A 24,579-nucleotide genomic window follows, 5' to 3' on the forward strand; every position below is an offset into this window, starting at 1 on the left:
TCACCGATCCACGCACCCCACTAGGCGTTGGGACGTTCCCCCTCACGCGCGGCCCTCTCCATGGCAGCCAGCCGCTCCAGCAAAGGCATCGGATCCACCCCCACCGACCCAGGCAAGAACTCCGCGATCCGCTCCGGCGTCCAGGAACCCTCCGCATACGCAGCGCGCAGCTCCCGCGGCTGAGCCCACACCGCGATCTTCGGCCCCGCGATCGTGTACACCTGCCCGGTGACCTCCCGAGCCCGCTCCGACAGCAGATACACGACGAGCGCGGCCACATCCTCCGGCTCTCCGATCTCCGCCAACTCCATGGGCACTCCGGCGGACATCCGCGTACGAGCCACCGGCGCCACCGCGTTCGCGGTCACCCCGTACTTGTTCAACCCCAGCGCCGCACTCCGGACCAGCGAGATGATCCCGCCCTTCGCGGCGCTGTAGTTGGCCTGCGAGACGGACCCTTGATGGTTCCCGCTGGTGAACCCGATCAGGGTCCCGGCCCGCTGCTTCCGCATGACGGCGGAGGCCGCCCGGAACACGGTGAACGTGCCCTTGAGGTGAGTGGCGACCACCGGATCCCACTCCTCCTCGGTCATGTTGAACAGCATCCGCTCGCGCAGGATCCCGGCGACACACACGACGCCGTCCAGCCGCCCGTACGACGACAGGGCCACGTCGACGACCCGCTGCCCACCCGCCATGGTCGACACGTCGTCGGCGACCGCGACGGCCTCCCCGCCGGCCGCCTCGATCTCCTTGACCACACCCGAGGCGACCTCGCTCGTCGGCGACCCACCGTCCACCGACACCCCGTAGTCGTTGACGACGACGGACGCCCCCTCGGCCGCCGCGCAGAGCGCCACCGCCCGCCCGATCCCGCGCCCGGCCCCCGTCACGGCGACCACCTTGCCTGCCAAGAAGTTCCCCACGCCCGGCCCCTTCCCGCGGTTTCTGACGGACCGTTAGATTTTATGACCCGTCAGACACCCGTAGACAAGCCCTGGGGGAGCACCGATGCCACTGCCCGCGATGCATCCGGCGTTTCACGACATCGCCAAGCGCGTGAACAACTGGGGCCGTTGGGGCTCCGACGACGAGATCGGCACCCTCAACCTGATCACCGACGAGGTCGTACGCCAGGCCGCGACGGAGGTCAGGTCCGGCCACCGCGTCCCGCTCTGCCTGCCGCTGAAGGAGGACGGCGTACAGACGGGCCTGATACCCGGCCGGGTCAACCCGCTGCACGCGATGGTGCAGATCAACCAGGAGATCTTCGGCCCGGGCACGGTCGCGTGCAGCGACGACGCCGTGACGATGGGCCTGCAGGCGGCCACCCACTGGGACGCGCTCACCCATGTCTCGCACTCGGGCGTGCTCTACAACGGCCGCCCCGCCGACACCATCACGGCACACGGCGGTGCCCGGTTCAGCGGCATCGACAAGGCACGGCACATCGTCTCGCGCGGCGTCCTGTTGGACGTGGCCCGCGCACACGGCACGGACCGGCTGGACGGCTCGTACGCCGTCACACCGGAGGACCTGGAGGCCGCCGAGGAACTCGCGGGCACGCGCGTGCGGGCCGGCGACATCGTGCTCGTACGGACGGGGCAGATCCAGGCGTATCTGGCGGGCGACAAGCACGCGTACGGCTATCCGTCGCCGGGGCTGTCGATCCGTACGCCGGAGTGGTTCCACGCACGCGATGTCGCGGCGGTCGCGAACGACACGCTGACATTCGAGATATTTCCCCCCGAGATCGAGGATCTGTGGCTGCCCGTGCACGCGCTCGACCTCGTGGAGATGGGGATGCTGCAGGGCCAGAACTGGAATCTCGAAAAGTTGTCCACAGCCTGTGGAGAAGCGGGCCGCTACACGTTCCTGCTGTCGGCGATGCCCGAGCCGTTCGTCGGCGCGACGGGCACTCCGGTGGCTCCGGTCGCCATTCTCTGACACGCCGGACGCGGGCAAGGTCGGACGGCGGCGCCCCAACGCCCGCCCCGAGCACGGCATCGCGCCCCGCCGTCCGACTCGGCGCACCCTCCCCCACTCTCGGCTTCGCTCGAGCGGGGGGACCCCCAACGGCTCCTCTTGACCCTGAAGGAACCGGCGCCGAATCACGACCCACACTCGCCGAGAGCTCCCGTCACCGGAACCCTCGTCGTCCCCTCGCGGCGAATCGCTGACCACAAGCGTGAGCAAACGGACACGCGGCGTCAACGCCTGTTCGGGGATTTATTACTTACGCACCATTTGTTACGGGCGCGCACGGAAGCACATCGCGGCGCACCGCCTGTCGATCGACAGGGAGGACCGGGGCGCTCTGCAAACGCGCTCCGACCGCGCCACCTCGGACAGCGGCCTCAGACCGCCTCGTACGCCAGCCCCTCGTACCCCTCGAACGCCGGGGCACCGCCTCCGAAGGACGCAGCCCCCTCGCGGCCCTTCGCCGCACAGCGGTCGAGTTCGCACCAGATGCGCTTGCCGGCCCCTTCGGGGCTCCAGCCCCACCGGTCGGCGAGGCCGTCCACCAGGGCGAGTCCGCGGCCGCCCGTGGCGTCACCGTCGACGCAGCGCGGCACGGGGGCGCGGCCACTGGCGTCGGCCACTTCGAGGCGGACGGTGGCCTGTTCGGCCGCGGTACAGGGCAGCGACAGACGCAGGACGGCCGGACAGCCGGTGTGCACCACGGCGTTGGTGACCAGTTCGGACACGAGAAGGATCAGGGTCTCGGCAAGCGCCTCGTCGGCCCCTATCCCGGATCCGGCAAGCCGCGAGCGGGCCCACCGCCGGGCTCGCCCCACCTCTGCGGGGTCGGGCCGGATCTCCAGCTGCACTTGAAGCACCTGCACCGCTCACACCATCCGAACCGGCAGACACATAGCCTCGCGCCTCACGAGGGCCACGATCGTAGCCATTTTTTGCATGGCCAGAACAATGGCCACAGCCGGGATCACAGAACGTGAATCCCTTACGAGACAGCATGGTTGACGTACAGTCACCTCAACAAGCGCTTCGGGCATATTCCATCGCGAAGGAGTACCCGGGTGGCATACTGTGCGACGCTCGTTGCGGGAAGTCGAACAGGTGGAGGCCAAAGGCCCGCCGACCGTGCGAGAAGCGGCGCACACCGCCGCATCCGGAGCCGCCACAGAGGCAACACCGGCACGGCTCGTGCTCGGAACCACTCGCATCCCACAGAAGGTACCGGAGCGACTCCCCGACTCCAGGCCGTGACGGGTCACGCATAGGACACAACCCGATATCAACGCTCCGTAATTCCGGTATGCCACAATCCGCGACATTCACGGGAGCGCTCCCGCCGACTCCGCAGCCCACCCCCTGTCAGGCCGTCAGCTCGGCCGCGAGCAGCTCCTCACTCTCCGTGCGTCCACCGCCACGCTGCGCCCGCACCCAGGCCCGCTTCAGATGCAGATGCACCTCGGACTCCCAGGTGAAGCCCATGCCACCGTGCACCTGGAGGCAGTCGCGGGCGCCGCGCACAGCGGCCTCGTCGGCGAGCAGCCGGGCCGCGGCGATGTCGGCCGGGTCCCCGGTGACGGCGGCCGCGTAGACCGCCGCACGGGCCACCTCGGCCCGCACCAGCAGCTGCGCGCACAGATGCTTGACGGCCTGGAACGCCCCGATCGGCTGCCCGAACTGCTCACGCGTCCGGGCGTGTTGCACCGCCAGCTCGCACGCGCGCGTGGCGGTGCCGAGCTGCTCGGCGCCGGTGAGGAGCACGGCGACGGGATCGGTCACGGCGGCCCCGGGTGTGCGATGCAGGGGCGTCAACGGATCGACCGATCGCAGCGCCACGGCGCCGGCGGCATCGCCTCGTACGATGTCGGCGGCCTCCAGCCACTCCACCAGCCCGCCGTCCACACCCGCCACGACCACCGATCCGTCAGCCGCCCCGGGCACCGCGCCCGCCACGAGATGCGTGGCCACCAGCGGCCCGGGCAGCAGCACCCGCCCCGCCTCCTCGAAGGCCAACACGGCCTCCGGCAGCCCGAGTCCGACACCTCCCTCGCCCTCCGGCACCCGTAGCGCGAAGAACCCGGCCTCCCCCAGCTCCCGCCACAGTGCCCGGTCCAGGCGGCCGGGCGAGTCGACGGCGGCCCACAGCGCCTCGCGGTCGAAGCGCCGGGCCAGCAGCTCTCGTACGCCGTCCCGCAACGCGCGTTGATCATCGGTGAGTTGGAAACGCACGGGAACAGTCACCGCCCCTTCGGCAGCCCCAGGATCCGTTCGGCCACGATGTTCTGCTGGATCTGCGAGGTGCCGGCGGCGATGGTGTACGACAGCGAGGACAGCCGGTCCAGGACCCACGGCCGGTCGAGGTCGAGGGCGTCGGGCCCCAGGACGTCGGCGGCGGCGTCGTAGAGCTCCTGCCGCGCCTGCGAATACCTCAGTTTGAAAACCGAACCCCCGACACCGGGGACTCCCCCGGAGGCCTCCGCCTCGCTCACGTTCCACTGCGTCAGCCGCCACAGCGCCCGGAACTCGGCATTGAGCCGCCCGAGCCGCCGTCTGAGTTCCGGCTCGTCCCACCGCCCGTTCTTGCGCGCCTCACCGGCGAGTTCGCGCAACACCCGCCTGCACGCGACCACTTCGCCCACGAAGGCGGTGCCGCGCTCGAAGGACAGCGTCACCATGGTCACGCGCCAGCCGTCGTTCTCGTCCCCGACCCGGTTGCCGACCGGCACCCGGACCTCGTCGAGGAACACCTCGGCGAACTCGGCGGACCCGGCGAGGGTCTTCAGCGGCCGCACGGTGATCCCCGGAGCGTCCATGGGCAGGGCGAGCCACGTGATGCCCCGGTGTTTGGCGGCCGCGGGGTCGGTGCGCACCAACAGTTCGCACCAGTCGGCGACTTCGGCGTGCGAGGTCCAGATCTTGGACCCGCTCACCACGTACTCGTCGCCCTCCCTGCGCGCGCGTGTCCGCAACGCGGCGAGGTCGGACCCGGCGTCGGGTTCGCTGAACCCCTGGCACCAGACCTCCTCCCCGCGCAGGATCGGCGGCAGCCACCGCGCCCGCTGCTCGGCGGAACCCTCCGCGGCGATCGTGGGCCCGGCGTGCAGCAGCCCGACGAACCCCGCGCCCACATAGGGCGCCCCCGCCTTCTCGGTCTCCTCCAGGAAGATCAGCCGCGTGGTCGGCGAGGCGTCCCAGTGCACGTCCGCATACCCGGCGTCGTACAGCATCCGCTGCCAGCCCATGTCGTAGGCGCGGCGCCCGGGCCAGTCGTCCGGGGACGGCTTGGGCGGGAGCGTGGGCAGCACCCGGCCGAGCCACCGCCTCAACCGCGCCCGGAACTCCTCCTCTTCGGGAGAGTGGGAGAGATCCACGAGTCCGCCTACCGGTCCCGGTCCCGGTCCAGATCGAGGTCGAGCATGCGGATGGCGTTGCCCCGCATCAGCTTGTAGACGGTCTCGTCGTCGAGGCCCTTCACATGGTCGAGGGCGACCTCCTTGGTGTGCGGGAAGGTCGAGTCGACGTGCGGGTAGTCGGTCTCGAAGGTGGCGTTGTCACGGCCCACCACGTCCAGCGAGGCTACGCCGTGCTTGTCGCGGAAGAAGCAGCAGAAGATCTGCCGGTAGTAGTACGTCGACGGCGGCTCCGGGACGATGTCGCGCACCCCGCCCCAGGCGCGGTGCTCCTCCCACACGTCGTCGGCGCGTTCGAGGGCGTACGGGATCCAGCCCATCTGGCCCTCGCTGTAGGCGAGTTTGAGGCGCGGGAACTTCACCAGCACACCGCTGAAGAGGAAGTCCATCATCGAGGCCATGGCGTTGTTGAAGCTGAGCGCGGCCTGGACGGCGGGCGGGGCGTCGGGGGAGGCGGCCGGCATCTGGGAGCTGCTGCCGATGTGCATGTTGACGACCGTGCCGGTCTCCTGGCAGACCGCGAAGAACGGGTCCCAGTGGCCGGAGTGGATGGAGGGCAGGCCGAGGTAGGTGGGGATCTCGGAGAAGGTCACGGCCTTCACCCCGCGCGCGGCATTGCGCCGGATCTCGGCGACCGCCAGCTCCACGTCCCACAGGGGGATGAGGCACAGCGGGATGAGCCGCCCGCCGCTGTCGCCGCACCACTCCTCGACCATCCAGTCGTTGTAGGCCCGCACACACGCGAGCGCCACCTCTTTGTCGTGTGCCTCGGCGAAGGTCTGCCCGCAGAAGCGCGGGAAGGTCGGGAAGCACAGGCTGCCCTCGACGTGGTTGAGATCCATGTCCTTGAGCCGCGCGACGGGGTCCCAGCAGCCGCGCCGCATCTCCTCGCGGGTGATGCCCTCCAGGGTCATCTCGTCGCGGTCGAAGCCGACGGCGGCGATGTTGCGCTTGTACGGGAACTTCAGGTCCTCGTAGATCCACCAGTCGGTGGGCGGTCCTTCCGGATCCATCGTGATCTGGTACTTGCCGCCGACGTAGGCGAGTTCACCGATCCCGGCGGTGAGCGGCTGCGGCCCGCGGTCCTGGTACTTGGCGGGCAGCCAGGTCTTGAACAGGTGCGCGGGCTCGATCACATGATCGTCGACGCTGATGATGCGGGGCAGTTCGGTCGGCATGATCTCCTCCGCCGGACGGTGTTCACCTGACAGGCACGATCTGATGGAGCGTCAGATAGCATGTCACCTGACGAGTCGTCAGCCAAGCAGGGGGCACCCATGAACGAGACCCCGCACTCCCTGAGCTCCTCCCGCACCCTCTGGGAACTGGTCACCCGCCGCGCCGCCCTCACCCCCGACCGTCCGGTCCTCCTCCAGGACGACCGCTCCCTGAGCTTCGGCGAGCTGCACACGCGTGCCGAGCGGGTGGCGGCGGGGCTGTACGACATGGGCGTACGCCCCGGCACGGTGGTCGCCTGGCAGCTGCCCACGCGGATCGAGACGGCGGTGCTGTCCTTCGCGCTGGCCCGCCTGGGCGCGGTCCAGTCGCCGGTCATCCCGTTCTACCGGGACCGCGAAGTCGGCTTCGCGCTACGGGAGTCGAAGGCCGAGTACTTCGCGGTGCCCGGCGAGTGGCGGGGCTTCGACTACCCGGGGATGGCACGGCGGCTCGGCACGAAGGGCGTCTTCGAGGCGTACGACCGGCTGCCCGACGGCGATCCCGGTCTGCTGCCCGCGCCGCCCTCCTCGGGCACCTCGGTCCGCTGGATCTACTGGACCTCGGGCACGACCTCCGACCCCAAGGGCGTGCTGCACACGGACCGTTCACTGATCGCGGGCGGCTCGTGCCTCGCCCACGCGCTGCGTCTGTCGCCCGACGACGTGGGCTCGATGGCCTTCCCGTACGCCCACATCGCCGGCCCCGACTACACGGTGATGCTGCTCCTGTACGGGTTCCCGGCGGTGATGTTCGAGCAGTTCGCGCTGCCGGACGCGCTGGAGGGGTATCGCCGGCACGGGGTGACGGTGGCGGGCGGATCGACGGCGTTCTACTCGATGTTCCTGGCGGAGCAGCGGAAGCGGCCGGAGGCCAAGGTCATACCCACCCTGCGGCTGCTGGCCGGTGGCGGTGCGCCCAAGCCGCCGGAGGTGTACCACGCGGTCGTCCGGGAGATGGGGGTGCAGCTCACGCACGGGTACGGCATGACCGAGGTGCCGATGATCACCATGGGGTCGCCGGACGACACCGTGGAGAACCTCGCCACGACCGAGGGACGACCGCCGGAGGGGATGGAGATACGGATCGTCGACGGGGAGGTGCGGCTGCGCGGGGAGGCCGTGTGCCAGGGGTATCTGGACGCGGGGCAGACGGCGGAGGCCTTCGACGAGGACGGGTTCCTGCGCACCGGTGACCTGGGGATGCTCACGGACACCGGGCATCTGGTGCTCACCGGACGGCTCAAGGACGTGATCATCCGCAAGGGCGAGAACATCTCGGCGAAGGAGATCGAGGACCTGCTGGCCGCGCACCCGGCGGTCGGGGACGTGGCGGTGATCGGGCTGCCGGACGAGGAGCGCGGGGAGCGGGTGTGCGCGGTCGTGGAACAGCCTGCCGGAGCCGAGGAGTTGACCCTGGCGGCGATGACGTCCTATCTCCGCGCGGAAGGGCTCTCGGTCCACAAGCTGCCGGAGCAGCTGGAGGTGGTGGACGCCATCCCGCGCAACGAGACGCTCCGGAAGGTGCTCAAGTACAAGCTGCGGGAGCGCTATTCGGGGACGGTGAAGTAACGGGCGAAGGCGGAGACGATCTCCTCCTCGCCGATCCTGCCGTCGCCGTCGGTGTCGAGCGCGGTGGCGGCGGTGCCGGCGATCTCCTGCGCGACGCCGAGGATCCGGAGCACGCGCGCGGTGTCCGCGACGGTGGCCGCCCCGTCGCCGTCCGGGTCGGCGACAGCCAGGGCCGCGTGCAGGAAGGGGCGGGCGATCTCGGCGAACCGGTCGGGATTGTCGCGCAGCCGCTTCACGGCGCCGTTGATGAACTCCTCGCGGGTGATCCGCTGGTCGCCGTCCCGGTCCGCGATGCCCGCCATGCCCTGCCAGAACGCCTCCGCGCCGACATACAGGGCCTGTCCCTTGTCGGACCGTGCCGCCGTACCGAACTCCGCGAGCAGCGCCTTGGCCGCCACGCTGAAGTCCGCCCGGTCGATGTAGCCGTTGCCGTCCTGGTCGAAGGTGGCGAACCGGCCGGCGATCCTGCGCTCGTACTCGCTGCTGACCATGTCTTCTCGGGCCGCCTTACGTCACGTGGGGTGCATCTGGTTCGGAGCGTACGACGCCGGGGCGGGGCGGGGAGCGGGAAAGCGGCGGTTGTGCCAAGACCGGGGGAATTCTGGGACAACGGTGTGGCAGAAGCGGCGGCGCCCCCGGTTCACGCCGACAGCGGCCCCGCTTCGTGCTCCGTCGCCGAATCCACGTCCACGTGGACGTCGAACAGCCGCCGCACTCCCAGCGCCCCCAGCACCCTGTTGACGTGGGAGCCGTCCACCGCGCCCTGGGCCGGCAGTATCAGCCGCAGCTGTCCCTGGCAGGAGCGGATGAGGCGGCGGGAGGCTATGAGGACGCCGACGCCGCTGGAGTCGCAGAAGAAGACCTCGGAGAGGTCGAGGACAAGGCTGTGGCGGCCCTCGGCCACCACGTCGTGCACCCGCTGCCGCAGCACCGGCGACGTCACCAGATCCAGTTCGCCCGACACATGGAGCACGGCCCAGTCGCCGTGCTCGCCGCCGGTCACGTTGAATCCCACCACCACGCCCTTCGCTCGCCGGGACTTCCCGGAACGGCCCGCAAAACGGAAGCCGTTCCTACGCTTCCTTGCAGCGCGGCTGCCCAGCGGCGGTTCCCTGAAACGCAAGCCAGGAAACGGAAACCGATCAGAAGAGGCTTGTTTTAGTCGCCTTCGATCCTGTTCGATCGTGGATGGACGCAGAGTGGAAGGAAGACGAAGGTCCAATATCACCGACCGCTCTCCCGGGGGCGCACATTGCTACAAAGGGGCGTGCGCTGTCAGATGTGCCGACTACATTCGAGGAGACGGTGGGTCCAGGCTTGACGAGTCGCGAACGAGGGCGAGGGGGCGGCATGGCGAAGAAGGACGCACCTCCCCGCTGGGACCGCAAGATGCAGCAGCGGCTCGCACGCGGTGAGGCGGCCGCCCTCGGCGAGCTCTACGACCGGTTCGCCTCGCTGGTGCACGGCCTCGCCCACCGCGTGCTCGGCGACGAGCGCGCCGCCGACGGCATCACCCGCGAGGTCTTCGCCCACGTCTGGGAGCACCCCGACGCCTACGACCCCAAACAGGGCCCCCTGCGCTCCTGGGTCGCCACGCTGACCCACCGCCTCGCCGTGCAGCGCCTGCGTGCCACCGAGACCGCGGCCCTCGCCCAGGGCGGCCGCGGCTCCACCGAGGAACTGGAGCGCAAGGTCCGCCACGCCTCCGTCGCCGCCCGCGCCGACTACATCGTCCAGTCCATGCCGTCCCCGCTGCGCGCCGCCCTGGAGCTGGCGTACTTCCAGCGCCGCGACTACCGCCAGACCGCCGCCGACCTCGGAGTCACCGAGGACGAGGCCCGCCGCCGCCTCCGTCTGGGCCTGCAGCTCCTCGCCACGGCCCATGACACCGGCGCCGCCCCCGGAGCGCCTCCCGGCTACGGAGGTGCGGCGTGAACGAGGCGAACCGCTTCGAGGCGTACGACGAGCACGAAAGCCAGGAGGACCGGGAGGGCCAGGAGGGCCAGGGGTACGAGTCGCACAGCGGCGCGGACCAGCGGGGCAAGCCCCCGCCCCCGGGAGGCGACGACGGCACCGGCGGCCCGACCGACGGCGACGGTCCCATCCCCGGCCCCGCCGCCGAGCCGCCCCGCATACCGCTCCCGCGCGCGTCCGTCGAGGACACCGGGCACCCCCTGCCCCCGCTGGAGACACCGCCGCCCCCGCCGCCCCTCATCCTGGAGCACCCCGTACTGAAGGCGCTCCTCGGCGCCTGGGCGCTGGCCGCCTGCTCGCCCGAGGAGACGGCGGCCGTCGAGGAGCACCTCGGCGACTGCGGCTCCTGCGCGGACGAGGCGCTGCGGCTGCGCGGGGCGGTCGGTCTGCTCCACCCGCAGGAGAGTCTCGACCTCGATCCCGGGCTGCGGACCCGCGTTCTGGAGGGCTGCCTGGGCCGCCGCCCGCCGCGCATCCCGGTGCCCGACTGGGCGGCGCCCTACGACGCCGAGACCGCGCGCCTCGACGCGCTGCTGCGGGACATGGGCGACGCCGAGTGGCACGCGCCCGTGCGGCTGCGCTGGTTCGAGGCCGACGAGGCGACGAGCCGTCGTACGACGGTCGCCGGCGTCATCGCCCACCTGCTCACGGTCGACGGCCTGGTCGCCCTCGCGCTGGGCCTGGACGACCCGCTCGGCGACATCACCACGGACTCACCGACCCCCGCGGCCCGCACCGAGGCGTTCTGGCGCGGCTCCCACTTCCCGCCGACCCGCTCCGTCCGGGGCCCCTGGCGCGAACAGAGCCACGACCTGGTGCGCACGGTCTCCTTCACCGGCGGCGGCTCCGGCAAGCTCTCGGTGTCGTACGGCGACTTCGAACTCCCCCTGCACGACGCCATGCTGGACCGGGCCTTCGAGTGCTGGGTCCACGCGGAGGACATCGCCGAGGCGGTCGACTACCCGTACGGCCCGCCGTCCCCCCGCCATCTGAACCGCATGATCGACCTGGCCGCCCGCATGCTCCCCGCGGCGCTGGCCGTACGGCGCCGGACCGGGTTGGCCGGGCCGCTCCGTGGGCGCCACCTCGTCCCCGCGGGCGAGCCGGGGCGCAGCCTGCGGCTGGAGATCGAGGGTTCGGGTGGCGGCGAGTGGCTGATCCCACTGGACTCCCCGGCGGCGGTGGGCTCCGCGGAGTACGAGGTCGCGCACGTGGCCCTGGACGGCGTGGAGTTCTGCCAGCTGGCCGCGGGCCACGTGCCTCCGGCGGAAGCGGCGGCGGGACAGGTGGGTGACCGGGGGGCGATCAGAGACGTCCTGTTCGCGGTCGCGTCGCTGAGCCGGATCTAGGGGCGGGTTGCGGATTCGTCGGCGGCTGCGGGTGAGTGGGGGCCGTTCGCGCAGTTCCCCGCGCCCCTAAAAACAGGCCGGTTCACTGGACGCACCTTTTAGGGGCGCGGGGAACTGCGCGACCAGCCACAACCGGCCCGCAGCCGCCCGACGACACAAGGCCCCGAGCTCCTAGGCGAACACGACCGTCCGGCGCCCGTTCAGCAGAATCCGCCGCTCCGCATGCCACTTCACCGCCCGCGCCAGCGCCTGGCACTCCACATCCCGCCCGATCGCGACCAGCTGGTCCGGGGTCACGTCATGCCCGACCCGCTCGACCTCCTGCTCGATGATCGGCCCTTCATCAAGGTCAGCCGTCACATAGTGCGCGGTCGCACCGATCAGCTTGACCCCCCGGGCGTGAGCCTGGTGATACGGCTTCGCACCCTTGAAGCTCGGCAGGAACGAGTGGTGGATGTTGATGATCCGCCCGCTGAGCTGCTTGCAGAGGTCGTCCGAGAGCACCTGCATGTACCGGGCGAGAACGACCAGCTCGACGCCCTCCTCGCGCACCAGCTCGAGCAGCCGCGCCTCGGCCTCGGCCTTGTTCTCCCGCGTCACCGGAATGTGGTGGAAGGGAACGTCGTACGACCCCACGAGCTCGGCGAAGTCGGTGTGGTTGGAGACCACGGCGGCGATGTCCACCGGCAGCGCACCGATACGGGCCCGGAACAGCAGGTCGTTCAGGCAGTGCCCGAACTTGCTGACCATGAGGACGACCCGCATCTTCTCCTCGGGCTGGTGGATCTGCCAGTCCATGTGGAAGGCGTCACCGATCGCCGCGAAGCTGGCCCGCAGCTTCTCCACCGTCACCGGAGCCTCCGCCGAGAAGTGGACGCGCATGAAGAACAGACCCGTGTCGTGGTCGCCGAACTGCTGGCTGTCCTCGATGTTGCAGCCGGTCATGAAGAGGTAGCTCGACACGGCGTGCACGATGCCCTGCTTGTCGGGGCAGGACAGGATGAGGACGTACTGCTCGGCGGGCGCCGTGGCTCGGGTGGACTGCTCGTTCATGCAGGACAGGGTCCCATACCCACCGGCACCGCAGAGAACGCGTCCGTCACGCGGACCGGGTCATGATCTGCAGCACCTGCAGCGAGCTCGGCGGCTGGTCCGGGTCGTCCCCGTCGGCCGTCGCCATCCGCACATGGGCGTCGCGCGCGGCCCGTACCGCCTCCGGCCACCCGGGGTGGTCGACGTAGGCGGAGACGGGTGCGTCCGGGCCGACCTGGTGCATGATCCGCAGCACCCGAAGGACCGCGGTGTCGACGAGGGCCGACTCCTGGGAGTCCCGGAAGATCGTGCCGACGTATTTCTCGGCGGACCAGTTGTCCAGCCAGGTGTCCTCGACGAGGCGGTACACGGCGTCGGTGACGTCCCCGTACCCCTCGACACCGGCCAGCCAGACGTCCCGCTGGAACCCTGGGTCGGAGAGCATGTGCAGCGCGGAGCGCACATTGCTGCGCCAGCGCCACCACGGCATGTCATTCAGTGGCATGCCGCCCATGGTGGATGAGCGACGGCCGCGACGGGAAGAGTTCTCCGAACCTTGCACGGTCATCGATCGTACGTTCCTTGTCACACGCGCCTCACCGACCCCCGTAATTCACCTTCGCGTCACCGACTGTTGACCGTAAGTCACTCCCGGGTTGGCCATGTGGCGGAAGCGTGTGTGCCCATGACCGGCAGGCGACGCATCCGCAGCACCTTCCTCCCCAAGATCCACCCGCCCGTCAGAGCCACCGCCCTCGCGGCGACGGCACTGGCCGCGTGTGCGTCGCTGACCGTCGGTTGCGGGGTCGTCCCCGGTGCCACGGGGGGCTCCGGGGACGACCCGATCAAGGTCATGACCTGGGCCCCGATGAACACCGGCGCCACCAACAAGCCCGGTATGCCCGCCTTCGCGCAGGCGTACGCCCGTTGGATCAACTCGCACGGCGGCATCGACGGCCGCAGGCTCTCCGTCCTGGTCTGCAACGACCACAACGACGCCGTCTCCGCCGCCAAGTGCGCCGAGCGCGCGGTCGACGAGAAGGTCGTCGCGGTGGTCGGTTCCTACAGCCAGTACGGCGACGCGTTCTTCCCGACGCTCGAGGGCGCCGACATCCCCTACATCGGCGGCTACGGCATCACCAACGCCGAGTTCGACAGCGTGGCCTCCTACCCCGTCAACGGCGGCCAGCCCAGCCTGCTCGCCGGCCTCGGCAAAGAACTCGGCGGCAGCTGCGGGCCCGTGGCGCTGGTCCGCCCCGACAGCATCGCGGGCGACGAACTCCACGTCATGCTCGACTCCGGTCTGAAGGCCGCCGGCCACGCCGTGGCGGACGACCAGCTGGCCGCGGAGGACGCCACCGAGTACTCGGCGCAGTCCGAGCGCGCCCTCGCCCGCACGACCGGCGACCCGGTGAGGAAGGGGTGTGTGCTGCCCGCGCTCGGGGACCGCACCAGCACCTTCATGGACTCCTTCCGGCGCGCCCGCGAGGACTTTCCCGACGTACGCACCGGCACGGTCCTCGGCAGCGTCGACCAGACGGTGATAGACGCCTCCGGCGGGGCGTCGGGGCCCTACGAGGGGTCGTACATCACCGGCTGGTACCCGGTCGCGACCGATCAGCGCTGGGACCCGATGAAGAAGGTCATCAAGGAGCAGGCCTTCGACGACAACCGCATCGATCCCGCGGACGCCGGAGTGCAGACCACCTGGCTCGCGTACACCGTGTTCAAGGCCGCCGTCGACTCGCTCGGCGACGGCGAGCTGACGTCGACCGCCGTACGCAAGGCGCTCGACGACGGTCTGAAGGTCAACACGGGCGGACTGACCCCGACCCTCGACTGGGACTACAAGAACGGCCTCGGGGCCATCGGCCTGCCGCGCCTGGTCAACACCGAGGTGACGCTGCAGGCCGTACGCAAGGGCCGGCTGGTGGCGGCGCGCGAGGGCTTCACGGACGTACGCAGGACGCTGGCGAACGCCGAGGTGAGCTAGGCCCGGGACCGGTCAGCGGGGGCCGCGCGGGGCGGCCCCCGTCGGTCACAGCTGGGTGCGGTTGCGTTCGGTCAGGCCGTACGTCTTCGCGATCGCGTTCCACAGCTTGGCCGCCGTGATCTTCTGCGTGCTGGCCTCGCCGCTCGCCGTGTTGCCGGCCTGGGTCTGGCCGGTGGTGCGCGCCTGGCCGTTCTTGCAGCCCTTCTTGCCGGCGGTCTGGTCGGCCCACGCCGCGTAGTGGTTGTCGGCCGACGCGGACGCCTGCCACGCCTTGGTGAGGGCTGTGGTCAGCTGGGCGTGGTTCGGGAGCTGGTCGACGGAGAGGCCGGACAGGCGGGTCACCAGGTCGTTGCGCTGGGTGGCCGCGTCCCGCAGGTCCTTGGCCGCCTGGCCGAGGTTCTTGCAGGCCTTCACGTCCTCCACCGCGCTGATCACCGACGCCCGGCTGTCACCGCTGTCGGCCAGCAGCTTGTCCAGCTCGACGGCCTGCGCCTCGGCCGGGTCGGCGGACGGCGAGGCGGACTCGCTCGCCGGCGCGGTCGCGGCGACGGTCTTGTTGCCGTCACCGTCGTCGTCCCCGCCACCGCCGGCCAGCAGCGCGCCCGCGCCGATGCCGAGGACGGCGATACCGATGCCGACGGCGGCGATGAGCGGCACGCGCGAGCGGTTACGGCCGCCGCCGCGGCCACCACCGTCGTCGTGGTGGTCACGGTGTCCGTGCGACGGCTGCTGGTGCCCCGCGTACGGCGGCTGCGCCTGCTCGAAGCGCGGCAACTGCTGCGTGGCCCCGGCCGGGCTCTCCCCGCCCGGCCCGCTGCGGAAGAGGTTGTCGAACTCGGCGGGCGGCTGCCGCTCCCCACCGTGCTGCCCGGGCACGGGCGCAATGTACTGCGTGGCCTCGGCGTCGGGCCCGGACACGGACGGCAGCGGCCCTCCGTTCTGCGGGGCACGCCCGAGGAACTGCGTCTGCTCCGAGACCCCGTGCGCGGGCACCTCGGGCGGCAGCGCCCCGGGTGCGACCGGCGGGATGTACTGCGTCGCGCCCTCGTCCGGGGACGCGGCGACCGGCGGGATGTACTGCGTGGCGCCCTCGTCCGCCGGGGGCAGGGGTACGCCGGTGGGGCCGCCGTGTCCGGCGGGCGTGCCGTACGCATCGGTGGCGGGCGGCAGCGGGGCGCCGGGAGCGCCGTACCCTCCCGCGGTGTTCTGGTTCACCGGCGGCAGGTAGTACGAGGTGGGCTGGTCGCTGTCGTGGCCGGCGGGCGGCGGAGGCGCACCCGGGCCGGCGCCGTGCTGGGGGTTCTGGTTCACCGGCGGCAGGTAGTACGAGGTGGGCTGGTCGTTGTCGTAGCCGCCGGGCTGCGGCAGCGGCTGCGACGCGTCCTGGGCGCCCCACTGCTGGGCCTGCGCCTGGTACGGGTCGGGCGCCCCCCACTGCTGTTCCTGCGGCGCACCCCAGCCCTCGCCCTGCTGCGGGGCGGGCGTCTGCTGCTCGGGCCCCCACGGGGTGCCCCAGGCCTGACCGCCTGGCGGGGGCGCGGGGGTCGGGTTCGGGGGGTGCGGGGCGGACTGGTAGCCGCCGGGTCCGCCCGTCTGGCCCGGCAGCAGCGGTTCGCCACCGTCGGAGGGCAGCACGATGCCTTCGCGCGCCACGCGCGGCGAGGGCTCCTCGCCCTGTCCACTCTGCGTCACCGGGACTCCTACGAATGGGGGACCTTGTGAATCGTCGGCTCACGCTACCGGGTCCCCCGAGCCCGGTGCCACGCAGCACAGGACTGGACCGGTGTCCCTGTGACCGCGGTAACAAAACCGGGCCCGCATCCGCTACACAGACGCTCCTTTCGCCTCCGGAGCCTTCGTTTCCTGCGCGTTCACGCCCTCGTACCCCGGAGTTTCACGCCGCCGCCTGCAACTCCAGTCGCGCCCCGAACTCCCTTACCACGGCCTCGTCCTGGAACGGATCCAGCCGCTGCTGGAAGTCCTCCAGGTATTCGGCGCCCCGGTTGGAGCGGACGGTCTCCAGCAACTCCACGGCCTTCAGCCCGGTGTGGCAGGCCTGTTCGATCTCGCGCTGCTGCACCTGCGCGGTGGCGAGCAGCACATAGCCGATGGCCCGGCGCCGCGCCTTCGTCTCCGGAAGCCCGTCCAGCGACTCCTGCGCCCGCCGCGCCGCCGCCTCGGCCTGCCCGAGGTCCCGGTGGCAGTGCGCCAACTCGTCGGCGAGATAGGCCTCGTCGAAGTGCGCGATCCACGCCGGGTCGTCCCCGGAGGAAGGATCCGCCGCCTCCAGCGCGCCCACCGCCCGCCCGGACGCCAGCTGCGCCGCCCGCGCATCGCCCATCAGCGCGTGCCCGCGCGCCTCGGCCGCGTAGAACATCGCCTCCGCGCGCGGCGTCACGCGCCCCCGCGCCCCTTCCTGCGCCGCGCGCGCCAACTGCGCGATCTCACGCGGGTTTCCGAGCTGCGCGGCGAGATGGCTCATGGACGCGGCGAGCACGTATCCGCCGTAACCACGGTCCCCCGCCGCCTGCGCGAGCCGCAGCGCCTGGATGTAGTACCGCTGCGCCAGCCCCGGCTGGCCGGTGTCGATCGCCATGTACCCGGCGAGCTCCGTCAACCGCGCGACCGCGGCGAACAGTTCACGCCCCACGGCCTCCCGGTACGACCCGGCGAGCAGCCCGCTCACGACACTGTTGAGGTAGTGCACGACGACCGGACGCACATGACCACTGCCGTACTGGTGATCAAGGTCTACGAGCGCCTGGGTCATCGCCCGCACGGCCGCCACGTCGGACTGGCCCACCCGCGGTCCCGCCTGCCGCGCCACCTGCGAGTCCGGCGAGGAGATCAGCCAGTCGCGGCTCGGTTCGACGAGCGCGGACGCGGCGACCGAGGAGCCGGACAGGAAGTCCCGGCGCCCCACGTCACTGCGCCACAGTTCGCAGACCTGCTCGATGGCCCCCAGCACGGTCGGCGAGAACTGGAGGCCGACGCCCGACGCGAGGTTCTTGCCGTTGGCCATGCCGATCTCGTCGATCGTCACCGTACGGCCGAGTTTGCGGCCCAGCGCCTCCGCGATGATCGCCGGGGCGCGTCCCCTCGGCTGCTGCCCGCGCAGCCAGCGCGCGACGGACGTCTTGTCGTAGCGCAGGTCGAGACCGTGCTCGGCGCCACACATGTTGACCCGGCGGGCCAGCCCGGCGTTCGAGCAACCCGCTTCCTGGATGAGCGCCTGCAACCGTTCGTTCGGCTGCCGCGCGACGAGAGGCCTTGCGGCCATGGCGTACCCCCTGGGAACAACCCCTAGAGCGAAAAGATCCGGCCGTGAAGATCAATGCCCCGCGGACATACGGAAAATGCGAGGGATGTGAGGATTGCCGGGGTAAAGGACGGAAGCCACCCCGCATGTGGCTACCCACCTCCCCCCACAGATCCTCCTGCGCGCCCCCACGCATGCATCCATGCGCCCCAGATGCGGAATCGATGCGCTTCCCCCGCGCGCGGTACGGCCGTAACCCGAGGTGGCGGGGGGAGTTGTGTTGGGCGTGGAAGACACGATCGCGAGCACCGAAGCCGCACAGATTCCGAAGCAGCGCGGGGAATCGCTGCTGGAGACCGCCGTACGCTACGCCGAGGAGCGCCACTGGGACGTGTTCCCCGGCACCTGGCTGGAAGCCGTCGACGGGGTGCAGCACTGCTCCTGCGGCGACGCGGCGTGCGCTGCGCCCGGCGCACACCCCTCGCGAGAGGACTGGGCGACGCAGGCCACGGGCAGTGCGACCGTCGCGCGCCGGTTGTGGTCGAAGCAGCCGCTCGCGTCGATCCTGCTGCCGACCGGGCGGACCTTCGACGCGATCTCCGTTCCGGAGACCGCCGGGTTCCTGGCGCTGGCGCGGATGGAGCGGATGGAGTTGACGCTGGGGCCGGTGACCTTGTCGCCGGATCGCCGGATGCACTTCCTCGTGCTGCCGGGCGCTTCGGTGAAGGTGCCGGACCTGGTGCGCAAGCTCGGCTGGACGCCGTCGTCGCTCGACCTGGTCGCGCTGGGCGAGGGCGCGTTCGTGGCGGCGCCCCCCACGCGGTACGGGTCCAGCGGGGCCGTGCAGTGGGCCTGCAGGCCCACGCCGGCGAACCGGTGGCTGCCGGACGCGGAGGAGCTGATCTCTCCGCTCGCCTACGCGTGCGGGCGGGACCGCTAAAAGTTCTCCGCGCCCCGTAGGTTGGCTTCCATGACGTCGGCAGTGAGTGTGCGTGGGCTCTGGAAGCGGTTCGGCCAGCAGGTCGCTGTCGCCGGGATCGATCTGGAGTTGCCCGCCGGGAAGTTCATCGGGCTCGTCGGACCCAACGGGGCCGGGAAGACCACCACCCTCTCCATGATCACCGGGCTGTTGCGGCCCGATCACGGCTCCGTCGAGGTCGTCGGGCACGACGTCTGGCGGGATCCCGTCGAGGTGAAGGCCCGGATCGGCGTCCTCCCCGAAGGACTGCGCCTCTTCGAACGCCTCTCCGGGCGGGAACTGCTCGCCTACTCCGGGCGGTTGCGCGGACTGCCCGGCGCCGAGGTCGACAAGCGGGCCACCCAGCTCCTCGACGTCCTCGACCTGGCGGGCGCGCAGCACAAACTGGTCGTCGACTACTCGACCGGCATGCGGAAGAAGATCGGGCTCGCGACGGCCCTGCTCCACAACCCCGAAGTGCTGTTCCTGGACGAGCCGTTCGAGGGCGTCGACCCTGTCTCCGCACAGACCATCCGGGGGGTGCTGGAGCGGTACACGGGGTCGGGCGCGACCGTCGTCTTCTCCTCCCACGTCATGGAGCTCGTCGAGTCGCTGTGCGACTGGGTGGCCGTGATGGCCGCGGGACGCATCCGGGCGCACGGCCCCCTCGCCGACGTACGCGGAACCGCGCCCTCGCTCCAACACGCCTTCCTGGAACTCGTCGGGGCGGGCGCGCGGAACACCGGGTCCGATCTCGACTGGCTGGGCGGCGGAGCGGCACGATGAGCGCCGACGTCACCGCCGTCGTCGTACGGCTGAAGCTGTCACTGTTGCGCAACGGGCTGAAGCAGTCCGGTGGGCGACGCGCCGCGTACATCGCGTCGGCGGTCGTCACCCTGCTGTTCGCCGCGCTCCAGCTCCTCGGGCTGATCGCCCTGCGCGGGAACGAGCACGCCGTGTCCGTCGTCGTGCTGCTGGTGGCGGTGCTGGCGCTGGGCTGGGCGGTGATGCCGCTCTTCTTTCCCAGCGGGGACGAAACGCTCGATCCGACGCGCCTGGTGATGCTGCCGCTGCGCCCCCGGCCACTGGTGCGGGCGCTCCTCGCGGCCTCGTTGGTGGGGATCGGGCCGCTGTTCACCCTGTGCCTGCTCGTCGGGTCCGCGATCTCGGTGGCGCACGGCGGACTCGCGTACGCCGTCGGCGTCGTCGCGGTCGTGCTGGCGCTGTTGGTGTGCGTGGCACTCGCGCGGGCCGTCGCCGCCGCCAACGTCCGGCTGCTGACCAGCCGTAAGGGCCGGGATCTGGCCGTGCTGAGCGGGCTGGTCATCGCGATCGGGGCGCAGCTCGTCAACTTCGGTGCGCAGCGGCTGGGTTCGAGCGGGCTTGCCGAGCTCGATCCGGCGGGCGAGGTGTTGAAGTGGGTGCCGCCGGCTTCCGCGATCGGGGCGGTGGAGTCGGTGAGCGAGGGGTCGTACGGGGTTGCTGTCGTCCAACTCGCGCTGAGCGCGGGGGCGCTGGCGGGCCTGATCGCCGTATGGGCCCGGCATCTGACCCTGCTGATGACCGCCCCCGACGGATCCACCCTGCAGTCCGCCGGCGAGTCGGTCTCGCGCGAGCGGACGTCGACCGGGCTCGGGCGACTGCTGCCCACCGGGCGCACGGGGACGGTCGTGGAGCGCAGCCTGCGGTACATCTGGCGCGACCCGAAGACCAAGGCGGCGTGGGTCACCTCGCTCGCGATCGGCCTGATCGTGCCCGTGTTCAACGCGCTGCAGGGCACCGGCTCGATCTACTTCGCCTGCTTCGCCGCGGGGATGCTCGGCATCCAGATGTACAACCAGTTCGGCCAGGACACCTCGGCGTTCTGGATGGTCGCCCTGACCATCTCCTCGACCCGGGACGCCTACGTCGAGCTGCGCGGCCGGGCACTGGCCCTGCTGCTGATCACCCTGCCGTACGCCACCCTCGTGACCGTCCTGACCACGGCGATGCTCGGCGACTGGGCCCGACTGCCCGAGGTGCTCGGCCTGTCCTTCGCGCTGCTCGGCGCGATGCTGGCGACGGGCGCGTGGGCCTCCGCCCGCTTCCCGTACTCCATCCCGCAGGAGGGCTACAAGAACGTGGCCCCCGGCCAGGCCGGACTCGCCTGGATCTCGATCTTCGGCGGCATGGTCGGCGCGGCCCTGCTGTGCGCCCCGGTCATCGTCCTGACGATCTGGCTGAACGTCAGCGCGGGCGGAGACGACTGGACCTGGCTACTACTGCCGACGGGCGCCGCGTACGGGGCGGCCATCACACTGGCGGGCCTACACCTGGCAGCACCGAGAACGGCAGCAAGACTCCCGGAGATCCTGGCAGCGGTGAGCAAGGGCTGAAGTACTTTCAGGCCCGGCTGTTCGGGCGATCTCTTTGGACGCAGGCTGCCTGCAACGCCCCCAAGGGGCGCGGGGAACTGCGCGACCAGCCACGACGAACCCGCACCCGCCCGCCGGCAGAACCCCCCGAGCTCTTAGGCACCGATCACTCCGTCAGCCCGTCGATGAACGGCTCGATCGCCGCCCGCCACGCATCCGGCTGATCGTAATGAACAAGATGCCCCGCATCAGCGACCTCCGCATACTCCCCCCGCGGCAGCACCCGCACCATCTCCTGCGCCTCCGCCCGCCCCAACTCCCCGTCAAGCCCCCGCACGACCAACGCGGGGCACCGCACCTGCGCCAGCTCCTCCCAGTGCGCGTCGAACACCCACGGCTCCCGGGACTTCAGCATCTGCTCATGCTCGAACACCGGCCGCCACCCGTCCGGCGACTCGGCCATCACCTCGGCGTAGAACTCCCCCCGCGCCGGATTGGGCCGCTCCACCCACGGATCGTCCTCCCCGAACCACTTGCGTACGTCGGCGAGGGTGGCGAAGGGCACGGGCCACGCCTTGAACCAGTCCGCCCACTCCCGCTGCGAGGCCGCGCCGAGCGCGGAGGCCCGCATGTCGCAGATGATCACTCCGGACACCAGGTCCGGCCGCTTCGCGGCGAGCTGCCAGGCGGTCAGCGCACCCATGGCGTGGCCGATGAGGACGGCGGGGCCAAGGCCGAGCTGCTCGAGGGCCGCTTCGGCGTCCTCGACGTAGGCCTCGCGGGTGAAGGAGGCCTGCGGGGGCTTGTCGCTGCGGCCGTGGCCGCGCTGGTCGAGGGCGATGGCCCGGTGGCGTTCGGAGAGCCAGCGGGCGGTGGAGGCCCAGTGGGAGGCGCGGCCCATGAGGCCGTGCAGTAAGAGCACGCCGGGCGAAGGGGCGAGGGCGCCCTGTGCGGTCCGCTGACCGACGCGCTGCCCGGCTGTCTCACCGTTCTCCCGGACGCCGTGCTCCGTCGCGTCCCTCGCCGGGTCGGGCTTGGGAGGGTCGCCGAACTCCCAGGCAGCGAGGCGTACGCCGCCCGCCCCGGTCACGTCGATGCGCCGCGCCATTGGTCCTGGCACCCCCCTCAACGGGTTCGTCGAAGTCCGTTCCGGCACCGCACCCCGAAGGACACCGAGCCGGTCGGTCCTGTGAACCGTGTGCTGTCTGCCCTGTCTGACGTGCCTGCTGTCGTGCCGCCCCCTCCCTGAAGCGCACGTTCCGCCCGACGTGTCACCCGAAGGCTATCGAAAGCCCATTCGAGAATGCGGTTTCCGCCGACAACACCCCTCGTTTGAGTGACCTTGCTCAAGGGTTGATCGTCGCCGCCGAGGGGAGATCTTCAGCGGGAGGCGGACCGGTCGGGGAAACCGGTCCGAGGGGAATGACCCTGGGAGCTCGGGGCTCCGGGTCAGCACAGGGGAGGACAGGCCCCGGCGCCACATGGCGCCGGGGCCCTCCACACGTCTGCGGCACATCCTCCCCGCCCCCTCAGGTCATATGCCTCACGCGACAGCCTCGCACGCGGGGCGTCCGAGCGCTGCGATTCGGCACAGTGAATCTTGGAATCGACGAGATCATCGGGATGCCACAACTGCCTCTGTTGTCCCGGCAGTTGAACACCCGACAGAAGGTGTACGACAGTCAGCGCTTGGCGACGAACACATGCGAGGCGACGTCCGAATCCAGCTCGGCCGCCTCCCCGCCGCTGCCCACCAGCACCCCGCCGGCCGACTCCGTCACGCTCACCACCGAACCGGGCTGCACGCCCGCCCGGCGCAGCGTGTACATCAGCTGGGCGTCGGTCTGGATCGGCTCGCCGATACGCCGGACGACGACCGTCTTGCCCTCCAGACCCGGGTCCAGGTCGGCCAGCGACACCATGCCCTCGTCCAGGAACGGGTCGGCGCCGTCCTTCTCGCCGAGCTCCTCCAGACCGGGGATGGGGTTGCCGTACGGCGACTCGGTGGGGTGGCGGAGTAGCTCGAGCACCCGCCGCTCCACGGCCTCGCTCATCACGTGCTCCCAGCGACACGCCTCGGCGTGCACCTGCTCCCACTCCAGCCCGATGACGTCGACGAGCAGGCACTCCGCGAGCCGGTGCTTGCGCATCACGCGCGTCGCCAGCCGGCGCCCCTCGTCGGTCAGCTCCAGGTGCCGGTCGCTCGCCACGGACACCAGCCCGTCGCGCTCCATCCGCGCCACCGTCTGGCTGACGGTCGGCCCGCTCTGGTCGAGCCGCTCGGCGATCCGGGCGCGCATGGGGACCACACCTTCCTCCTCCAGCTCGAGGATGGTGCGGAGATACATCTCCGTGGTGTCGATCAGTCCGGACATACGTGCCCCTCGATGAGATCTGCCGGAAGCGCAACGACTTCGCGGCGCGTGCGCTGGCCCTGGCTTCAATTCTGACGCATAGCACTGACAACCGTGCCGCGCCGGTGAAACGAGCTGGTTTCGACAGCGATCCGAGGGGCTGTCCGGGGACCGCGCGGGAGGCCGTACGGCGGTGCGGCGCCCTTGGTGTCGGCGATGCGGTGGCGTCGGTGCCGGGCGGAGGCGGGTTCGCGCGCGGGCCGTCACGGCTCGGCCCCGCCGTATTGACACCGCAGTGGTCCAGACCGCACGGTGATCCGCGACACAGCCGACCCGAAGGGGCCCGTATGAGCGACGGCACGCCCGCCGACCGGTTCTTCGACGCTGCGATCGGCCTGCTGCAGCGGGTCCGCGAGGAGGAGGCCGAGCACATCGACGCGGCCGGGGCGCTCCTCGCCGACACCGTCGCCGCCGGGGGCCGGCTGTTCGCCTTCGGCGCCGGGCACTCCTCGCTCGCCGCGCAGGACGTCGTCTACCGCGCCGGCGGCCTCGCACTGATGAACCTGCTCACCGTCCCCGGTGTCGTCGGCGTCGACGTCATGCCCGCCACGCTCGGCTCCGCCCTGGAGCGCGTCGACGGCCTCGCGACCGCCGTCCTCGACTCCTCCCCGCTCCGCGCGGGCGACACCCTCGTGATCATCTCCCTCTCCGGCCGCAACGCCCTCCCCGTCGAGATGGCGATGAGCGCACGCGCGCGTGGTGTGAAGGTCATCGGCGTGACCTCGGTGGCGTACGCCTCGGAGACGACCCCCCGCCACTCCTCCGGCACCTACCTCAAGGACCACTGCGACGTCGTCCTCGACTCCAAGATCGCCATCGGAGACGCGGAACTCACCCTCGACACCGTCCCCGCCCCCTTCGCCCCCGCCTCCACGGTCGTCACCTCGGCACTCCTCCAGGCAGCCGTGGCAACGGCGGCGGCCGACCTGGCGGCACGGGGCATCGAGCCCCCGATGCTGCGGTCGGGGAACGTGGACGGGGGGCTGGCGTGGAACGCGCGGGTGTTCGAGGAGTACGGGGACCGGATCTTCTACCGGCACTAGCGGGCGGCTGGAGGACGGCGGCCTGTCACC

22 protein-coding genes are annotated in these 24,579 nt (G+C 71.1%); 9 read left to right on the top strand and 13 right to left on the bottom strand.

The features are described 5' to 3' along the window. Positions 1–20: 20 nt before the first annotated feature. Complete coding sequence (locus OHU89_RS22545; RefSeq protein ID WP_405645364.1) at positions 21–926, bottom strand: SDR family oxidoreductase; 906 nt, start codon at positions 924–926, stop codon at positions 21–23. 85 nt (positions 927–1,011) lie between these two features. Between OHU89_RS22545 and OHU89_RS22550 the strand changes: the two genes are divergently transcribed. Next, positions 1,012–1,947, top strand: coding sequence for a cyclase family protein (locus OHU89_RS22550; RefSeq protein WP_405645365.1), 936 nt, complete (start codon positions 1,012–1,014; stop codon positions 1,945–1,947). 410 nt (positions 1,948–2,357) lie between these two features. Here the strand turns inward: OHU89_RS22550 and OHU89_RS22555 are convergent, their stop codons facing one another. The 4 genes from OHU89_RS22555 to OHU89_RS22570 form a co-directional block, all read right to left on the bottom strand. Continuing rightward, positions 2,358–2,831, bottom strand: a complete 474-nt coding sequence (locus OHU89_RS22555; protein ID WP_405654608.1) for an ATP-binding protein — start codon at positions 2,829–2,831, stop codon at positions 2,358–2,360. 508 nt (positions 2,832–3,339) lie between these two features. Next, complete coding sequence (locus OHU89_RS22560; protein ID WP_405654610.1) at positions 3,340–4,206, bottom strand: acyl-CoA dehydrogenase family protein; 867 nt, start codon at positions 4,204–4,206, stop codon at positions 3,340–3,342. An 8-nt stretch (positions 4,207–4,214) separates the two neighbouring features. Further along, the gene (locus tag OHU89_RS22565; protein WP_405645367.1) at positions 4,215–5,348 is read right to left on the bottom strand and encodes an acyl-CoA dehydrogenase family protein; all 1,134 of its coding nucleotides are present in this window, start codon (positions 5,346–5,348) and stop codon (positions 4,215–4,217) included. A gap of 8 nt (positions 5,349–5,356) precedes the next feature. Beyond that, on the bottom strand, positions 5,357–6,565 hold the full coding sequence (locus tag OHU89_RS22570) for an amidohydrolase family protein (protein ID WP_405645369.1): 1,209 nt from the start codon (positions 6,563–6,565) through the stop codon (positions 5,357–5,359). Positions 6,566–6,664: 99 nt separating this feature from the next. On the opposite strand from OHU89_RS22570, the gene OHU89_RS22575 reads away from it, so the two are divergent. Beyond that, positions 6,665–8,173, top strand: coding sequence for a class I adenylate-forming enzyme family protein (locus tag OHU89_RS22575; protein ID WP_405645371.1), 1,509 nt, complete (start codon positions 6,665–6,667; stop codon positions 8,171–8,173). Here the strand turns inward: OHU89_RS22575 and OHU89_RS22580 are convergent. Continuing rightward, positions 8,152–8,664 (bottom strand): EF-hand domain-containing protein, encoded by a 513-nt coding sequence (locus tag OHU89_RS22580; RefSeq protein ID WP_405645373.1) that lies wholly within the window; start codon positions 8,662–8,664, stop codon positions 8,152–8,154. The two genes, OHU89_RS22575 and OHU89_RS22580, sit on opposite strands and share 22 nt — an antisense overlap. A gap of 149 nt (positions 8,665–8,813) precedes the next feature. Then, a complete protein-coding gene (locus OHU89_RS22585) occupies positions 8,814–9,194 on the bottom strand; it encodes an STAS domain-containing protein (protein ID WP_405645374.1) in 381 nt (126 codons plus the stop codon). A gap of 329 nt (positions 9,195–9,523) precedes the next feature. Here OHU89_RS22585 and OHU89_RS22590 point away from each other — a divergent pair, with 329 nt between their 5' ends. Together OHU89_RS22590 and OHU89_RS22595 are read left to right on the top strand one after the other, a co-directional pair. After that, the gene (locus tag OHU89_RS22590; protein ID WP_361484995.1) at positions 9,524–10,108 is read left to right on the top strand and encodes a sigma-70 family RNA polymerase sigma factor; all 585 of its coding nucleotides are present in this window, start codon (positions 9,524–9,526) and stop codon (positions 10,106–10,108) included. Next, on the top strand, positions 10,105–11,496 hold the full coding sequence (locus tag OHU89_RS22595) for a zf-HC2 domain-containing protein (protein WP_405645376.1): 1,392 nt from the start codon (positions 10,105–10,107) through the stop codon (positions 11,494–11,496). The genes OHU89_RS22590 and OHU89_RS22595 overlap by 4 nt, the downstream gene beginning before the upstream one ends. A gap of 171 nt (positions 11,497–11,667) precedes the next feature. Here the strand turns inward: OHU89_RS22595 and purU are convergent, their stop codons facing one another. Both purU and OHU89_RS22605 read right to left on the bottom strand, forming a co-directional pair. Continuing rightward, positions 11,668–12,549, bottom strand: coding sequence for a formyltetrahydrofolate deformylase (gene purU / locus OHU89_RS22600; protein WP_266890920.1), 882 nt, complete (start codon positions 12,547–12,549; stop codon positions 11,668–11,670). A gap of 46 nt (positions 12,550–12,595) precedes the next feature. Then, positions 12,596–13,096 (bottom strand): SCO4402 family protein, encoded by a 501-nt coding sequence (locus OHU89_RS22605; protein ID WP_266890919.1) that lies wholly within the window; start codon positions 13,094–13,096, stop codon positions 12,596–12,598. Positions 13,097–13,213: 117 nt separating this feature from the next. Between OHU89_RS22605 and OHU89_RS22610 the strand changes: the two genes are divergently transcribed. Beyond that, positions 13,214–14,521: an ABC transporter substrate-binding protein gene (locus OHU89_RS22610; protein ID WP_405645379.1), complete on the top strand. Its 1,308-nt coding sequence runs from the start codon at positions 13,214–13,216 to the stop codon at positions 14,519–14,521. A 45-nt stretch (positions 14,522–14,566) separates the two neighbouring features. On the opposite strand, the gene OHU89_RS22615 is transcribed toward OHU89_RS22610, so the two are convergent. Both OHU89_RS22615 and OHU89_RS22620 read right to left on the bottom strand, forming a co-directional pair. After that, positions 14,567–16,213, bottom strand: coding sequence for a hypothetical protein (locus tag OHU89_RS22615; RefSeq protein WP_405645381.1), 1,647 nt, complete (start codon positions 16,211–16,213; stop codon positions 14,567–14,569). Positions 16,214–16,415: 202 nt separating this feature from the next. After that, positions 16,416–17,801 carry a transcriptional regulator gene (locus tag OHU89_RS22620; protein ID WP_405645383.1) on the bottom strand — a complete coding sequence of 462 codons (1,386 nt, stop codon included), beginning with the start codon at positions 17,799–17,801 and terminating at the stop codon, positions 16,416–16,418. A 256-nt stretch (positions 17,802–18,057) separates the two neighbouring features. Here OHU89_RS22620 and OHU89_RS22625 point away from each other — a divergent pair, with 256 nt between their 5' ends. From OHU89_RS22625 to OHU89_RS22635, 3 genes are read left to right on the top strand one after another with little or no spacing between them, the layout of a single operon-like run. Then, the gene (locus OHU89_RS22625) at positions 18,058–18,720 is read left to right on the top strand and encodes a bifunctional DNA primase/polymerase (RefSeq protein ID WP_405645385.1); all 663 of its coding nucleotides are present in this window, start codon (positions 18,058–18,060) and stop codon (positions 18,718–18,720) included. Positions 18,721–18,750: 30 nt separating this feature from the next. Further along, positions 18,751–19,524, top strand: coding sequence for an ABC transporter ATP-binding protein (locus tag OHU89_RS22630; protein WP_405645387.1), 774 nt, complete (start codon positions 18,751–18,753; stop codon positions 19,522–19,524). Next, positions 19,521–21,113 (top strand): transporter, encoded by a 1,593-nt coding sequence (locus tag OHU89_RS22635; RefSeq protein ID WP_405645389.1) that lies wholly within the window; start codon positions 19,521–19,523, stop codon positions 21,111–21,113. Before OHU89_RS22630 ends, OHU89_RS22635 begins: the two co-directional genes overlap by 4 nt. Before the next feature lie 145 nt (positions 21,114–21,258). Here OHU89_RS22635 and OHU89_RS22640 read toward each other — a convergent pair whose 3' ends face one another. Continuing rightward, positions 21,259–22,200, bottom strand: a complete 942-nt coding sequence (locus OHU89_RS22640) for an alpha/beta fold hydrolase (protein ID WP_405645390.1) — start codon at positions 22,198–22,200, stop codon at positions 21,259–21,261. 574 nt (positions 22,201–22,774) lie between these two features. After that, positions 22,775–23,467, bottom strand: a complete 693-nt coding sequence (locus tag OHU89_RS22645) for a metal-dependent transcriptional regulator (protein ID WP_266890904.1) — start codon at positions 23,465–23,467, stop codon at positions 22,775–22,777. A 326-nt stretch (positions 23,468–23,793) separates the two neighbouring features. Between OHU89_RS22645 and OHU89_RS22650 the strand changes: the two genes are divergently transcribed. After that, positions 23,794–24,549: an SIS domain-containing protein gene (locus OHU89_RS22650; RefSeq protein ID WP_266890902.1), complete on the top strand. Its 756-nt coding sequence runs from the start codon at positions 23,794–23,796 to the stop codon at positions 24,547–24,549. Positions 24,550–24,579 lie beyond the last annotated feature (30 nt).

It is taken from the genome of Streptomyces sp. NBC_00019, assembly GCF_045041015.1.
Classification (GTDB): domain Bacteria; phylum Actinomycetota; class Actinomycetes; order Streptomycetales; family Streptomycetaceae; genus Streptomyces.

Coding starts and splice junctions, on each gene's coding strand:
- OHU89_RS22590 (WP_361484995.1), top strand. CDS start 9,524: ATGGCGAAGAAGGACGCACCTCCCCGCTGGGACCGCAAGATGCAGCAG.
- purU (WP_266890920.1), bottom strand. CDS start 12,549: ATGAACGAGCAGTCCACCCGAGCCACGGCGCCCGCCGAGCAGTACGTC.
- OHU89_RS22635 (WP_405645389.1), top strand. CDS start 19,521: ATGAGCGCCGACGTCACCGCCGTCGTCGTACGGCTGAAGCTGTCACTG.
- OHU89_RS22650 (WP_266890902.1), top strand. CDS start 23,794: ATGAGCGACGGCACGCCCGCCGACCGGTTCTTCGACGCTGCGATCGGC.
- OHU89_RS22570 (WP_405645369.1), bottom strand. CDS start 6,565: ATGCCGACCGAACTGCCCCGCATCATCAGCGTCGACGATCATGTGATC.
- OHU89_RS22580 (WP_405645373.1), bottom strand. CDS start 8,664: ATGGTCAGCAGCGAGTACGAGCGCAGGATCGCCGGCCGGTTCGCCACC.
- OHU89_RS22620 (WP_405645383.1), bottom strand. CDS start 17,801: ATGGCCGCAAGGCCTCTCGTCGCGCGGCAGCCGAACGAACGGTTGCAG.
- OHU89_RS22640 (WP_405645390.1), bottom strand. CDS start 22,200: ATGGCGCGGCGCATCGACGTGACCGGGGCGGGCGGCGTACGCCTCGCT.
- OHU89_RS22550 (WP_405645365.1), top strand. CDS start 1,012: ATGCCACTGCCCGCGATGCATCCGGCGTTTCACGACATCGCCAAGCGC.
- OHU89_RS22610 (WP_405645379.1), top strand. CDS start 13,214: ATGACCGGCAGGCGACGCATCCGCAGCACCTTCCTCCCCAAGATCCAC.
- OHU89_RS22645 (WP_266890904.1), bottom strand. CDS start 23,467: ATGTCCGGACTGATCGACACCACGGAGATGTATCTCCGCACCATCCTC.
- OHU89_RS22630 (WP_405645387.1), top strand. CDS start 18,751: ATGACGTCGGCAGTGAGTGTGCGTGGGCTCTGGAAGCGGTTCGGCCAG.
- OHU89_RS22575 (WP_405645371.1), top strand. CDS start 6,665: ATGAACGAGACCCCGCACTCCCTGAGCTCCTCCCGCACCCTCTGGGAA.
- OHU89_RS22605 (WP_266890919.1), bottom strand. CDS start 13,096: ATGACCGTGCAAGGTTCGGAGAACTCTTCCCGTCGCGGCCGTCGCTCA.